The sequence below is a fragment of the Mesorhizobium sp. B2-4-14 genome, assembly GCF_006442155.1.
Lineage (GTDB): Bacteria > Pseudomonadota > Alphaproteobacteria > Rhizobiales > Rhizobiaceae > Mesorhizobium.
Map to the genome: position 1 here is coordinate 72,236 of NZ_VFVA01000026.1, position 13,380 is coordinate 85,615.

12 protein-coding genes are annotated in these 13,380 nt (G+C 62.9%); 3 read left to right on the forward strand and 9 right to left on the reverse strand.

Annotated elements, in window-relative coordinates:
• Window position 1 precedes the first annotated feature (1 nt).
• Window positions 2-1,069, forward strand: coding sequence for a sn-glycerol-3-phosphate ABC transporter ATP-binding protein UgpC (gene ugpC, locus FJ938_RS21160; protein WP_140697036.1), 1,068 nt, complete (start codon window positions 2-4; stop codon window positions 1,067-1,069).
• Between the two features lie 72 nt (window positions 1,070-1,141).
• On the opposite strand, the gene rpmG is transcribed toward ugpC, so the two are convergent.
• The 8 genes from rpmG to FJ938_RS21200 form a co-directional block, all read right to left on the reverse strand.
• Complete coding sequence (rpmG, locus tag FJ938_RS21165; RefSeq protein ID WP_006201775.1) at window positions 1,142-1,309, reverse strand: 50S ribosomal protein L33; 168 nt, start codon at window positions 1,307-1,309, stop codon at window positions 1,142-1,144.
• A 155-nt stretch (window positions 1,310-1,464) separates the two neighbouring features.
• Window positions 1,465-1,923, reverse strand: coding sequence for a hypothetical protein (locus FJ938_RS21170; protein WP_140697039.1), 459 nt, complete (start codon window positions 1,921-1,923; stop codon window positions 1,465-1,467).
• 113 nt (window positions 1,924-2,036) lie between these two features.
• Window positions 2,037-3,215, reverse strand: a complete 1,179-nt coding sequence (locus tag FJ938_RS21175) for an MFS transporter (RefSeq protein WP_140610102.1) — start codon at window positions 3,213-3,215, stop codon at window positions 2,037-2,039.
• A 23-nt stretch (window positions 3,216-3,238) separates the two neighbouring features.
• Window positions 3,239-3,979, reverse strand: a complete 741-nt coding sequence (locus tag FJ938_RS21180; RefSeq protein WP_140697042.1) for an NUDIX domain-containing protein — start codon at window positions 3,977-3,979, stop codon at window positions 3,239-3,241.
• Between the two features lie 73 nt (window positions 3,980-4,052).
• Window positions 4,053-4,487 (reverse strand): DUF983 domain-containing protein, encoded by a 435-nt coding sequence (locus FJ938_RS21185; protein ID WP_181168935.1) that lies wholly within the window; start codon window positions 4,485-4,487, stop codon window positions 4,053-4,055.
• Window positions 4,487-6,793 (reverse strand): ribonuclease R, encoded by a 2,307-nt coding sequence (rnr, locus tag FJ938_RS21190; RefSeq protein ID WP_140697048.1) that lies wholly within the window; start codon window positions 6,791-6,793, stop codon window positions 4,487-4,489. Before rnr ends, FJ938_RS21185 begins: the two co-directional genes overlap by 1 nt.
• A 6-nt stretch (window positions 6,794-6,799) precedes the next feature.
• Window positions 6,800-9,427: a type I DNA topoisomerase gene (gene topA / locus FJ938_RS21195; RefSeq protein ID WP_140697051.1), complete on the reverse strand. Its 2,628-nt coding sequence runs from the start codon at window positions 9,425-9,427 to the stop codon at window positions 6,800-6,802.
• Between the two features lie 368 nt (window positions 9,428-9,795).
• Complete coding sequence (locus FJ938_RS21200) at window positions 9,796-10,173, reverse strand: hypothetical protein (protein WP_140610097.1); 378 nt, start codon at window positions 10,171-10,173, stop codon at window positions 9,796-9,798.
• Window positions 10,174-10,398: 225 nt separating this feature from the next.
• Between FJ938_RS21200 and FJ938_RS21205 the strand changes: the two genes are divergently transcribed.
• Both FJ938_RS21205 and glmU read left to right on the forward strand, forming a co-directional pair.
• A complete protein-coding gene (locus tag FJ938_RS21205) occupies window positions 10,399-11,145 on the forward strand; it encodes a cytochrome c biogenesis CcdA family protein (protein WP_140610096.1) in 747 nt (248 codons plus the stop codon).
• Window positions 11,146-11,278: 133 nt separating this feature from the next.
• Window positions 11,279-12,646, forward strand: coding sequence for a bifunctional UDP-N-acetylglucosamine diphosphorylase/glucosamine-1-phosphate N-acetyltransferase GlmU (gene glmU / locus FJ938_RS21210; protein WP_140697054.1), 1,368 nt, complete (start codon window positions 11,279-11,281; stop codon window positions 12,644-12,646).
• 8 nt (window positions 12,647-12,654) lie between these two features.
• On the opposite strand, the gene FJ938_RS21215 is transcribed toward glmU, so the two are convergent.
• Entirely contained in the window at window positions 12,655-13,188 is a 534-nt protein-coding gene (locus FJ938_RS21215) for an MAPEG family protein (protein WP_348642289.1), read from the reverse strand.
• Window positions 13,189-13,380: the final 192 nt, after the last annotated feature.

A 13,380-nucleotide genomic window follows, 5' to 3' on the forward strand; every position in this document is an offset into this window, starting at 1 on the left:
GATGGCTTCTGTTACGCTCGAAAAGGTCCGCAAGGACTATGGTGCCGTTCGTGTCCTGCACGCGGTCGATCTTGAAATCGCCGATGGCGAATTCGTCGTCCTGGTCGGTCCGTCGGGCTGCGGAAAGTCCACGCTTTTGCGCATGATAGCCGGGCTTGAGGAAGCCTCGGGCGGCGAGATCCGCATCGGCGAGCGGCTGGTCAACGACGTGGCGCCCAAGGATCGCGACATCGCCATGGTGTTCCAGTCCTATGCGCTCTACCCGCATATGGATGTGTCGAAGAACATGGGCTTCAGCCTCATGCTGAGGAAAGCCGAGAAGCCGGCGATCGATGCCCGTGTCGATGGCGCGGCCAAGCGGCTCGGCCTGGACAGTTTCCTGCAACGCCTGCCCAGGCAGTTGTCGGGCGGCCAGCGCCAGCGCGTCGCCATGGGCCGCGCCATCGTGCGCGATCCCAAGGTTTTTCTGTTCGACGAGCCGCTGTCGAACCTCGATGCCAAGCTGCGCGTTCACATGCGCGCCGAGATCAAGGCGCTGCATCAGCAGCTGAAAACCACCTCGGTCTACGTCACGCACGACCAGATCGAGGCGATGACCATGGCCGACCGCATCGTCGTCATGCATGACGGGCTGATCCAGCAGGTCGGCGCGCCGCTCGATCTCTATGACCGTCCAGCCAACATGTTCGTTGCCGGCTTCATCGGCTCGCCCGGCATGAATTTCCTGCCGGCGACGATTCGCAAGCGCGATGTATTGGAAGCGAAACTGGCCGATGGCCAGTCGCTGAAACTGCTGGACGGCTTACCGCTCAAGGAGGGTGATACAATCACCGTCGGCCTGCGGCCCGAGCATATCCGGCTGGCCGGTGACGGTGCTCTGCAAGGCGAGGTGGGGGTGGTGGAGCCGCTCGGTCTGTCGACGCAGTTCTACGTCAAACTGGCCGGCCAGCAGCTTTGCGTCTTCGCCATGGGCCGTGCCGGGGTAAAGCCCGGCGATACTGTGCGGCTCGCGGCCGATCCGGCGTCGCTGCATCTGTTCGACCCGAAAAGCGGCCACCGCATCGGGTAGGGGACTCAGTCCGCCGACCAAACAAAAAACGCCGCCCAATGGGCGGCGTTTTGCATTCCACAGAAACCCAGATTACTTGATCTTGGTTTCCTTGAATTCGACGTGCTTCTTGGCGACCGGGTCGTACTTGCGGAACGACAGCTTGTCGGTCTTGGTACGGCTGTTCTTGCTGGTCACGTAGAAGAAACCGGTGTCGGCGGTCGACAGAAGCTTGATCTTGATGTTTGCGGCTTTGGCCATGGTATCAGTCCGTTTGTTCGTGGAGTTTTGGCCGCTGGAGCACGGGGAAAACACCCGGACGCGGGAAACTTGGCGCGACACATAAAGAACGTACCCGGAAAGTCAAGCCCGGCCGACCCCGATGTGGCCGGTTCGAGCTGCCCGGTATGCACAAATTACACGGTTACCGCCTCGGGCGTGGCAACCTTCTTCCAATCCCCGGTGGTGTTCCACCAGCGATTCGGATTGGCGCGGTCGTCCAGCCCCTTGGAGCGGCTGGCAAGGATCGGCTGCAGGCGGATCACCGGCTCCTGATAGGAATGCGCCTGGAAAATCGCCTCGACGACGCGGCTGGCCAACGCCTGGTCATCAGGCAGTTCGAATGAAACCTCGACCGTGCCTGGGCGGCGGCGGAATTCGGCTTCGGCGCCGGCCGCCGCGCCTTCCAACGGCCTGTAGCGCTCGATGCCGTGCGCCGACTGATAGGCGTTGCGGTCATATTTGCCCATGGCCAGCGGGGCGATCGCGACCACCGCGTCCATGATACGGTCGACATCCGCGGCTGGGGCCTGGAAGGTCACAAGCAGCAGAAGCGTCATTCGCAGGGATGTGGTTTCAAAGCCGCTGTCGATCATGGGAGTGTCCTCAACTTCCGATGTTTGGGAACGCTTCTTTTAGCGCCTGGCTGCTGACATGGTTCTGTCAGCAGCCTGCCGCCGCAGGGCGGCGACAAAGGGCTTTTGTCGCGCTACAGGAGAATCTTGCGCACAAGCCTGAAGCAGACCAGGACGATGTAGGCGGCGAAGAACAGGCCGAGCGACCAGCCGAAGCCGGAAGGTCCGAAACTGTCCATGCCGATCCCGATCGCCTGCGGGCCAAGCACCATGCCGACGCCGTAGCACAGCACGAAAGCGGCATTGGCCGACGCCAGTTCGTGGCCGGAAAGCTGCGAACCGAGATGGGCGAGGCCGATCGTGTACATGGCCGCGACGACACCGCCCCAGACGAAAAGCAGCGCTGCCATGAAGTGCCAGTTCGCGGCGAAGAAGGGCATGAACACCGTGCCGGCCAACCCTACAATGGCACAGGCGAGCAGCAGATAGCGGCGATCGCTCACCCTGTCGCTGATCATGCCGATCGGTATCTGCAACAGAACGTTGCCGAGACCGATCATGGTCAGGAGAAGTGCCGCGTCGGCCTCGGAGTAGCCGATGCGGTTGCCGTAGACTGGAAACAGAGCGAAGCCGCCGGTCTCCACCGCGCCAAACACCAGCACGGCGAAGGTCGCGGTCGGAACCAGCCAGATGTAGCGCAGGAAGTTGCTGGTTTCGCCGTCGGCGACAATGGTGGGGCTTTCGTTGCGCGCTGCCAGCACCGGTATCGCGGCCAGCGTCACCAAGGCGATGATGACGCCGAATGGCTTGAAGCCGGAGCTGCCGAGATGGGCGAACAGCCACGGACCGGCTGCAAAACCGAGCGACAGGACAGTGGCGTAAATGCCAAGGACAAGGCCGCGCCGGTAGGGAGGCGCCGACGTGCTGATCCAGAATTCCGACAGGATGAACAGCACGGTCAGTGCGATGTGCAGCACGACGCGCAGCGGGAACCACATCCAGAAATCGGGTGCGAAATGAAAGCCGATGAAGGCGAGCGCGCCAGCGGCAATCATGCCAATCATGGTCCAGGCGACACCGAAGCGCATGGCGAGCGGTGTGGCCAATGGCGCTCCGGCGATCGAGGCCAGGCCGGCGACAGCCGTGTTGAGGCCGATCATGGAGGCCGAATGGCCGCGTGTTTCCAGGATGACGCTGAGCAGGGGCATGCCCAGGCCGATGGCGATGCCGACGACGCTGATCGACGAGATCGCCGCGATCATCGGCAGCCAGTGTACGCGTTCGTCGCCCTTTGGTTGGGTATCGACCGTCATGGGATATCTGAGTACTCGATGTTTTACAGAATTTCGCGGGTGAAGCGATTGCGGATCAGCCGGTAGAAAGGGACGGGGCTGTCCGGATGCAGCTGCGGATCATGGGCCAGACGCTTTTCCAACTCGTCCAGGATCGTTCGGGTGATGTCGGGTATGTCGGCTTCGCGAGCCTTGGCAAGCGGTAGCCAGACCAGTTCCTCGAGTTCGTTCGTCGGGCCGCCACCGGGCACTTCGACGGCGACGTCGGCGCGCCAGGCGCTGAAGAAGCGTGTATCGAAGCGGCGCACCCGGTTGGGCGGAGTGATGGCCCGGGCGATGAAGCGCAGCATGTCCAGGGAGGGCTGCACGCCGTGTTCGGCAAAACCCTGCCAATCGCGCCTGGCGGTGGCAAAGGCACCTTTGCGGCCGATCAGAAGCCCGGCTTCCTCGTAGGTCTCACGGATCGCCGACAGGGCGATGGCGCGGGCTCGTGCGGCGCTGGTGCGACCTGGGCCGGCGGTAAGCTTTGTTTCCTGTTCCGGGTGTAATGCCGCGGCGACAGCGATGCGACTGTCGGCAGGGTCGGTGCGGCCTCCGGGGAAGACGAATTTTCCAGGCATGAAGGCGTGGCCGGCATGCCGGCGGCCCATCAGCACCAGAACTTCATCGCCCTTGCGGTCGAGCAGGATCAGGGTCGCCGCATCGCGCGGGCGTATCGGCCGATCGCTATGAGCGATCATGCTCCGCTCGATCCTGTCGACTTCCGCCTTGGTCATACCATCCATGCGCAGGACCTAGCGGAAACTTCTTGCATGCGAAAGTGGCCTTGATGATCGGCATGTTGCGCCAGCCAGTACCTCAGGCTCCCGGATGCGGCTCGATCACATCCTTTTCGCCACCAAATCCATGCATATAGAACGCCCATTGCAGTCCGATGACGGCACCTTTGACAGGCTGCAGCAGTGCAACCGACAGCAAGATGGTCAAGGGCACCCAAATCGCGATGTGCTGCCAGGTAGACAAGGTCGAGGTCGCTTCGACGCCCATGAAGGCGCCGAGAACGATGTGGCCGACGATGACGATGACCAGATAGGCCGGCAGGTCATCGGCGCGATGGTGGTGGATCTCCTCGCCGCACACGCTGCAGGTCTCCACGGTCTTGGTGAAGCCGCGAAACAGCTTGCCTTCGCCGCAGTTCGGGCAGCGGCCCAGCAGACCGCGCTTCATCGCCGTCCACAACGGGCGGGCCACGCGGCCCGAGTGATGTTCGCCGCCGAAAACCTGTTGTTCCATCATCGTCTCCTGCCGCGTGAACCCGGTCGCGATTGCGACGCACGGGCGCGGCCTTTAGCCTTGTGAAATGACCGTTTCGAGCCTGGCAGGGGCTTCGGGTCGGTCAACATTTCGAAACGCATCGCGCCGGCCATCGGAGCCACCTGGACGAGCCGAACCTCGACGCGATCCGCGAGTTGGTAGCCTTTGCCGGAGCGTTCTCCAAACAGGGAGCGGGCCGTTTCGTCGAATATATAGTAATCGCCGCCCAGAGTTGACACGGGGATGAAACCATCGGCGCCATACTGCGGCAATTGGACAAATAGTCCTGATTTGGTGACGCCGGAGATGCGGGCGTCGAACCGGTCGTCGATGCGCTCGGCGAGATAAGCGGCGATCAGGCGGTCGACCGTGTCACGCTCGGCAGCCATCGCGCGGCGTTCCGTGCCGGAGATCAGCACCGCAACATCTTCGAGACGGGCCGCTTCGTCCTGGGTCAACCCTCCCGGACCGAGGCCGAGTGCGGTGATAAGTCCGCGATGCACGATCAGATCGGCGTAGCGGCGGATTGGCGAGGTGAAATGCGCGTAGCGCCTCAAATTGAGGCCGAAATGGCCGATGTTCTTCGGCGAATATTCGGCCTGGCTCTGCGAGCGCAGCACCACCTCGTTGACCAGGCCTTCATTGTCGGCGCCGCGTACGCGTTCCAGAATGCCGTTGAATTGGCTGGGCCGCATCTGCGCGCCGCGCGCCAGCGACAGGCCAAGCGTCTGCAGGAACTCGCGCAATGATTCCTGCTTGGCGAGTGAGGGAGCGTCATGGATGCGATAGACCAGCGCCTGTTTCTTCGCCTCCAGCGTTTCGGCGGCGGCGACATTGGCCTGGATCATAAATTCTTCGATCAGCTTATGGGCATCGAGCCGTTCCGGCACGATGACGCGGTCGACCGTGCCATCGTCTTTCAGCAGGATCTTGCGTTCCGGCAGGTCGAGTTCGAGCGGCTGGCGGCCTTCGCGCCCGCGCTTGAGGATCGCGTAGGCATCCCACAGCGGCTTCAGCACCGTGTCGAGGATCGGGCCGGCCTTGTCGTCCGGCACACCGTCGATTGCCGCCTGCGCCTGCGGGTAGGCGAGCTTCGCCGCCGATTTCATCATGATGCGGTGGAACGAGTGCCTGATCTTGTGACCATCGGCGGAGAAGGTCATGCGCACCGCCAGCGCCGGCCGGTCCTGCCCCTCGCGCAGCGAGCAGAGGTCGTTGGAGATGCGCTCGGGCAGCATCGGCACGACGCGGTCCGGAAAATAAACCGAATTGCCGCGCTTCAGCGCCTCGCGGTCGAGCGCCGTGCCGTACCGGATATAGGCGGCGACGTCGGCGATGGCGACCGTAATGACCACGCCGCCAGGGTTCTTCTCATCACTATCAGGTGTGGCGAATACCGCGTCGTCATGGTCCTTGGCGTCGGCCGGATCGATGGTGACGAGCGGCAGGTCGCGCCAGTCCTCGCGGTTGGCCATCGTCGCCGGTTTGACGGTTTCGGCTTCAGCAATGACGTCGGCCGGGAAAATGTGCGGAATGTCGTGGGCGTGGATGGCGATCATCGAGACCGCCTTTTCACTGGTCAGCGAGCCCAGCACGTTGAGTACCTTGGCCCTCGGCAGCCCATAGCGAGAGGCTCGGGCGGGTTCGACCTCGACCAGGTCGCCGTTCCTGGCCCCGTTCTGGAATTCCTTGTCGACGACCAGCTCCGGCTGGCGCCGTTCCACCGGCTCGATGCGAAAGGTGCCGTCCTGAAGCACCCGGAAGACACCGAGAACGGCATCGTTGCGCTTCTCGAAGATCTTCATCACCCGGCCGGTATAGGCGGGACCCGACGGATCATCGGTCGGGAACGTCTTGGCCAGCACGCGGTCACCGATGCCCGGCGCCGGCCCGCTGCCGCCGCGCGACACCCGAATCGAGACCACGGGCGGCTCGCCCGGGCCGACGGACTCGGCCGGGTGGGCCAGCAAGACGCCGTCGCCATCACGGCCAAATATGTCGAGCACGGCGACATGGGACAGGGCGCCGACGCGGGCCAGCCGCTTGCGCTCCTTGCTGAGGATACCCTCATCCTGAAGGTCGCGCAGCAGGTCCTTCAGCCAGATGCGGTCGTCACCGCGCAGCGCGAACGCCTTGGCGATGTCGCGTTTTCCCGCCCGGTCTGGGTTTTCGGCGATGTAACGCAGGATTTCGTCGCGCGAAGGCCGGTAATCGTCCTTGACCTTGGCCCTGGTGTCGGCGGTGCGCGGGTCGCCGTGGCTTCTTCCGGTGATCCTGCGCGCCACGCCGTCCTACCCTTTTTTCTTCGCGGCCGGCTTCTTGGCCGCTGTTTTCTTGGCCGCCGGGGCCTTGGCCGCTGCCGCCGCTGTCTTGCGGGCCGGTTTCCTGCCGCCGCCGCCCTTGGCTTCCTTTTCGGCAATCAGCGCCAGCGCATCTTCCATGGTCACCAATTGCGGATCCTTGCCCTTGGGCAGTGTGGCATTGACCTTGCCAAAATTCACGTAAGGTCCGTACTTGCCGTCTCGCACGACGATCTTGCCGCCTCCGTCCGGATGGTCACCGAGCTCCTTCAGCGCTGCCGGAGTACCACCGTTGCGGCCGCCCTTGGCCTTCGACTGCTTCTCGGCAATCACGGTGACGGCCCGGTTGAGGCCGATCGAGAACACATCCTCGATGCTATCGAGATTGGCGTAAGTGCCATCATGCAGCACGAAGGGACCGTAACGGCCGAGCCCGGCCGAGATCATCTTGCCGCTCTCGGGATGCTTCCCCACGTCGCGTGGCAGCGACAACAATGCCAGCGCCTTCTCATGATCGATGGAGTCCGGCGTCCAGCCCTTGGGCAGGCTGGAACGCTTGGCGTCCTTGCCCTCGCCGCGCTGGATATAGGGGCCGAAGCGGCCAGAGCGCAGCGTGATTTCCTCCGCAGTGTAGGGGTCCTTGCCGAGCAGCCTGGTGCCGTCCTCGCCGCCGCCATTCTCGCCATTCGGGTTGGCGGCGTCGCCGAGCTGGCGGGTGAAGGAGCATTCGGGATAGTTGGAGCAGCCGACGAAGGCGCCGAATTTGCCGAGCTTCAGCGACAGATTGCCGGTGCCGCATTTCGGGCAGATGCGCGGGTTCGAACCGTCTTCCCGTGCGGGGAACACCAGCGGTGCCAGTTCCTCGTTCAGCGCATCCAGCACGTCGGTGACGCGCAGTTCCTTGATGTCGGCGACGGCACCGGAAAAATCCTTCCAGAAATCGCGCAGCACGTCTTTCCAGGCGAGCTTGCCGTCCGAAATCTCGTCGAGCTTTTCCTCCAGTGATGCGGTGAAGTCGTACTCGACGTAGCGCTCGAAGAAGCTTTCGAGGAACGCCGAGAGCAGGCGGCCCTTGGCCTGCGGCACCAGCCGGCGCTTGTCGATGGCGACATAGTCGCGGTCCTCGAGCGTCTTCAGAATCGCGGTATAGGTCGACGGCCGGCCGATGCCGAGTTCCTCCAGCTTCTTGATCAGCGAGGCCTCGGAGTAGCGCGGCGGTGGCTCTGTCGTGTGCTGGGTGGCGTTGATCGCCTGACGGGTGAGCTGCTCGCCGGCACGGATTTCGGGCAAGCGGCGGTTTTCCTCGTCTTCGGCGTCGTCGTCCTTCTGGTCGGTGTAGGCGGCGATGAAGCCGTCGAAGCGGACGACCGAACCCACGGCGCGAAGCTCGGCGGTGCGGGCGCCGTTTACGGCTTCGATCTCGACAGTCGTGCGCTCTATTTCGGCCGGCTGCATCTGGCTGGCGATGGCGCGCTTCCAGATCAGTTCATAGAGCCGCGCCTGGTCGGCATCGAGATACTGCCTGACCGATGCGGGGGTGCGCATGAAATCGGTCGGTCGGATCGCCTCGTGCGCTTCCTGGGCGTTTTTGGCCTTGGCCGTGTAAAAACGCGGCTTTTCCGGCAGGTACTTTGGGCCGAACTCCTTGGCGATCGCGTCACGCGCGGCGGAAATCGCCTCAGGCGCCATCTGCACGCCGTCGGTTCGCATATAGGTGATCAGGCCGGCGGTCTCGCCACCGATGTCCATGCCCTCATAAAGCCGCTGCGCCACCTGCATTGTGCGGGTGGCCGAGAAACCGAGGCCCGACGAGGCGGCCTGCTGCAGCGTCGAAGTTGTGAACGGCGGGCCGGGGTTGCGCTTGGTCGGCTTGGCTTCGACGGACAGCGCCTTGAAGGCAGCACCTTCGAGCATCGCCTTGATGTCGTCGGCCTGCGCTTTGTTGGAAATGTCGAGTTTTTGGAGTTTCTTGCGTTCGAAGGCGGTCAGCCGCGCTTCGAAAGTCTCGTTGCGCGGCGTGCCGAGGATGGCCGCGATCTGCCAGTATTCCTCGCGGATGAATCGCTCGATCTCGGATTCGCGGTCGCAGACCAGGCGCAATGCCACCGATTGGACGCGGCCAGCCGAACGGGCACCCGGCAATTTGCGCCACAGCACCGGCGACAGCGTGAAGCCGACGAGATAGTCCAGCGCCCGGCGGGCGAGATAGGCGTCGACCAGCGGCGCATCGATCTGGCGTGGATTGGCCATCGCCTCCAGCACCGACGATTTGGTGATGGCGTTGAAGACGACGCGGCTGACCGGCTTGTCCTTCAGCGCTCGCTTCTGCTTCAGCACTTCCAGCACATGCCAGGAAATGGCCTCACCTTCGCGATCCGGGTCGGTGGCGAGGATCAGTCCATCAGCATCCTTGACCGCCTTGGCGATGTCGGCGAGCCGCTTGCCAGATGCGGTATCGACCGCCCAGGACATGGCGAAATCTTCATCCGGACGCACCGAGCCGTCCTTGGCCGGCAAATCGCGGACATGGCCGAACGAGGCGAGGACTTTGTAGTTCCTGCCGAGATATTTGTTGATTGTCTTCGCCTTGGCCGGCGATTCGACGACGACGACGTCCATGAGGTCTCTTATCTGCTGTGATGCGCCAGAAGAATTCCGCTGCGCGCGACGAAATCTCGTTTCTGTTTGTCGCTCACATGGCCGCGCTTTTGCATCCGGTCAAGGGGAGGCGTCTAAATTGCCGGACTGTCCGCAGCGAATACACTCATAGAGTGTATGGAGAAAATAACAGAATTTCGGTCAGGGGAGGTGATGGCCGCAAGCCGGCGAAAATGACCGGATGCTCTTCCGACGAGTCGAGAAAAATCGCCTGGCGTGCCGCCCCTCTACCACATGTGCCGGTGCACGAAAGGAAGCTGGCCGCCGCTGCATGGAGGGGGCGGCGACCAACCTCTGTCCCGCCGACACGCGGGAACGGGTGTTGAGGCTCAGTCGGCCTTGACGACGTGCCAGACGTCGGCGACACCGTCACCGCTCATGTCACCGGCCTTCTTGTCCTTGACGAAGGTGTAGACCGGCTTGCCGTCATAGGCCCACATCTTGGTGCCGTCGGTGCGGTCGATAACAGTCCATCCGTCGCTGGCCTTGGCTCCGGCTTCGGCCTTCAGCGGCGGCCAGTTGGCGGCGCATTTGTCGTAGCAGTTGCTCTTGCCTTTCCCGTCCTTGTCATAGGTGTAGAGCGTCATGCCCATCGCGTTGGTGTATATCTTGGTGCCACCGGCCTCCGCTTCCTTCCACGCCTCGGCGGCGAAGGATGCTACGGTGCTGAGCAGCAGCGCGGCCAGCCCTGCGGTCATCGTTTTCATGGAAATCTCCCTGGCTGATATCTGGAGACTCGCGGAAAATCGCGGCCTCGTTATGTCAACGCCCTCGCGGCTGCTTTCTTCCCCCGCCCGCGATGACTTGCCACAGCATGGTGGTTGGCCACAGCATGGTGGTTGGCCACAGCATGGTGGCTGGCCACAGGATGGTGATTGGCGAACAAACCCGCGTGCCGCTATATCGTCGCCAGAACAGTCGGAGCTTTTGGAATGGCATTGGACATCGGCTATGTCAGCGCGGTCGGGGCGGGCGCCATCTCGTTCCTGTCGCCTTGCGTGCTGCCGTTGGTGCCGCCCTATCTCTGCTACATGGCCGGCGTTTCGGTCGAGGATTTCCGCGGCAATGCCGGTGTGACGGCAAGGGAAGGCGCGCGCGGCGCGCTGCTCTACTCCTCGATCGCCTTCGTGCTCGGTTTCTCGACCGTGTTCGTGGCGCTCGGCGCGGGCGCCTCGACCATCGGCCGGCTGCTGCGCGTCTGGCAGGAGCCGCTTGCGATGGGCGCCGGTGTGCTGATTATCCTGATGGGCCTGAATTTCCTGGGCATCCTGCGCATCCCGCTCCTGTCGCGCGAGGCGCGCTTCCAGTCGCAGGGCAAGCCGGCCAGTGCCGTCGCCGCCTATGTAATGGGTCTGGCCTTCGCCTTCGGCTGGACGCCGTGCATCGGTCCGGTATTGGGGCCGATCCTGACGCTGGCCGGCGGCCGCGAAACGGTGGGCGAAGGCGCGCTGCTGCTCGCCGCCTATTCGCTGGGGCTCGGCATACCGTTCCTGATCGCGGCGCTATTTTCTGGGGCTTTCATGCGCTTCCTCGGCAAATTCCGTGTCCATCTCGGCCGTGTCGAGAAAGCAATCGGCGCGCTGCTCGTCGTCGCCGGGGTGTTCTTCCTCACCGGCGGGGTGCAGGCGGTATCGTACTGGCTGCTGGAGAATTTCCCGGTGCTGGGGCGGCTTGGATAGCCCACCGCCGATGGACCCACTGATTAAAAGTCAGTTGCTCCACCATCTCACCTGAATTTAACCGCATTGGTGCAGCATGGCGCCGCTGCTATCCTGTCTTGATTCCCAACGCATTTCATATGGTTGTCCGTCCATGAGCCAGAGATCCTGCCTGTCCGTCATTCTCGCCGCCGGCGAAGGGACGCGCATGAAGAGCGCGCTGCCGAAGGTGCTGCATCCGATCGCAGGGCTGCCGATGGTGGCTCACGTGGTGAAGGCGGCCGAAGCCGCCGGCGCCAGCAGCGAAGCGATCGTAATCGGGCATCGCGCGGAAGAGATGCGCAAGGTGGTGGCGAAATTCTCACCGAAGGCGGAGACCTTCGTGCAGGAGGAGCGCCTGGGTACGGCGCATGCCGTTCTTGCCGCACGTGAAGCGATATCGAGGGGTCATGACGACATTCTGGTCATGTTCGGCGACACGCCGCTTATCGATGCGGAGGCGCTGACGCTGGCGCGGCTGAAACTCGCCGAAGGCGCGGCCGTCGTGGTGATCGGCTTCCGTCCGCCCGTTCCAAACGGCTATGGCAGGCTGGTCGAAAAAGGCGGCAAGCTGATCGCCATCCGCGAGGAAAAGGACTGCTCCGAGGCGGAGAAGAAGATCACCTTCTGCAATGCCGGCATGATGGCGATTGCAGGCAAGCATGCGCTGAAACTGCTCGATGCGGTCGGCAATCAAAATGCCAAGGGCGAATATTACCTCACCGACATCGTCGAGATCGCCGGCGCGCAAGGTCTCGATGTGGTCGCCACCGAAGCCAGCTTCGAGAATGCGCTCGGCATCAACAACCGTGCCGAACTGGCGCAGGCCGAAGGTATCTGGCAGCAGCGCCGGCGGGAGCAAGCCATGCTGTCGGGCGTGACCTTGGTCGCGCCTGAAACGGTATATTTCTCGTACGACACCGAGATCGGCGCCGACACGATCGTCGAACCCAATGTCTGGTTCGGCCCGGGGGTGAAAATCGCCGGTGGCGCCAAGATCCACGCCTTCAGCCACATCGAAGGTGCCACTATTGCTGCCAATTGCGATGTTGGGCCGTTCGCACGGCTGCGGCCGGGTGCCGATCTCAGGCAAAAGGCAAAGGTCGGCAATTTCTGCGAGGTCAAGCAGGCCATCATCGAGGAAGGCGCCAAGGTCAACCATTTGACCTATATCGGTGATGCGCGGGTGGGCGCGGCGGCCAACATCGGCGCCGGCACCATCACCTGCAACTATGATGGTTATTCGAAATTCTTCACAGACATCGGCGAGGGCACCTTCATCGGCTCGAACTCGTCGCTGGTGGCGCCCGTTACGATCGGCAAGGGCGGCTATATCGCCTCGGGCAGCGTCATCACCGAAAATGTGCCGGACGATGCGCTTGCCTTCGGACGGGCTCGCCAGAAGACGATCCCCGGCAAGGGCAAGGAATTGCGCGAACGCTTTGCTTCGGTAGCGGCCGCGAAGAAGAAGGCTGCGGAATAGGCAATTCTTTACGCAAGCCATAAATAGATAATTCGCCCAAGCGCGCCGAGAAGCAGCACGAAGGCCGTCAGTGACTGGATGAAGAATCCAGGATACCGTTTCAACGGCGCGGAAAGGTATCCGACGAAATAGGCGATGCGTCCGATAAGCCAGACGAGCCCGAGGCCGGCGGCCCAGGCAGGGCTCCAGTAGATGGCGAACAGCCACATGGCCGGGAGGAAGATCGGCAGCCATTCGATCGTGTTGCAGTGCGCCCGGATCGCCCGTTCGAGCCGCGGGTCGCCCGTCATGGCCGGGGCGAGTATTCCGGTCGTGGAATGGGTGCGGGCGACCGTCAGGGCCATACCGAATATCATGAGGCCGCAAATCAGGGTGACCGCTGCCACCGGGTAATAGCGTTCCATCGTGCATCCTCCTTGCGGACGAATTCTATACGGAGCATGGCCGGTCGCCAGCAATATCGCGCAAAACGATGCTGGCCGCAGGAACATCGCGAAAACCTGAACAATAGCGGTAACCAGCTTGCAAGAGCGGTCTGTCATGGTGCATGCGTGCAGAAGCGTTCCGTTACACGGGGCGAAATGCAATGTGATTTTCGCGGCAGGCCGGCCATCCCTAAATAGCGCTGGTTTTCCACGGGCAATCGGGGACTGTCTGCATGTGCGGTATCGTTGGGATCGTCGGCCACTCACAGGTTGCGCCACTCATCGTCGATGCGCTGAAGCGTCTGGAGT

Bases quoted from the DNA above. Each gene is read 5' to 3' on its own strand.
- ugpC (WP_140697036.1), top strand. From the start codon at position 2: ATGGCTTCTGTTACGCTCGAAAAGGTCCGCAAGGACTATGGTGCCGTT.
- rpmG (WP_006201775.1), bottom strand. From the start codon at position 1,309: ATGGCCAAAGCCGCAAACATCAAGATCAAGCTTCTGTCGACCGCCGAC.
- FJ938_RS21170 (WP_140697039.1), bottom strand. From the start codon at position 1,923: ATGATCGACAGCGGCTTTGAAACCACATCCCTGCGAATGACGCTTCTG.
- FJ938_RS21175 (WP_140610102.1), bottom strand. From the start codon at position 3,215: ATGACGGTCGATACCCAACCAAAGGGCGACGAACGCGTACACTGGCTG.
- FJ938_RS21180 (WP_140697042.1), bottom strand. From the start codon at position 3,979: ATGGATGGTATGACCAAGGCGGAAGTCGACAGGATCGAGCGGAGCATG.
- FJ938_RS21185 (WP_181168935.1), bottom strand. From the start codon at position 4,487: ATGGAACAACAGGTTTTCGGCGGCGAACATCACTCGGGCCGCGTGGCC.
- topA (WP_140697051.1), bottom strand. From the start codon at position 9,427: ATGGACGTCGTCGTCGTCGAATCGCCGGCCAAGGCGAAGACAATCAAC.
- FJ938_RS21200 (WP_140610097.1), bottom strand. From the start codon at position 10,173: ATGAAAACGATGACCGCAGGGCTGGCCGCGCTGCTGCTCAGCACCGTA.
- FJ938_RS21205 (WP_140610096.1), top strand. From the start codon at position 10,399: ATGGCATTGGACATCGGCTATGTCAGCGCGGTCGGGGCGGGCGCCATC.
- glmU (WP_140697054.1), top strand. From the start codon at position 11,279: ATGAGCCAGAGATCCTGCCTGTCCGTCATTCTCGCCGCCGGCGAAGGG.
- FJ938_RS21215 (WP_348642289.1), bottom strand. From the start codon at position 13,188: ATGACAGACCGCTCTTGCAAGCTGGTTACCGCTATTGTTCAGGTTTTC.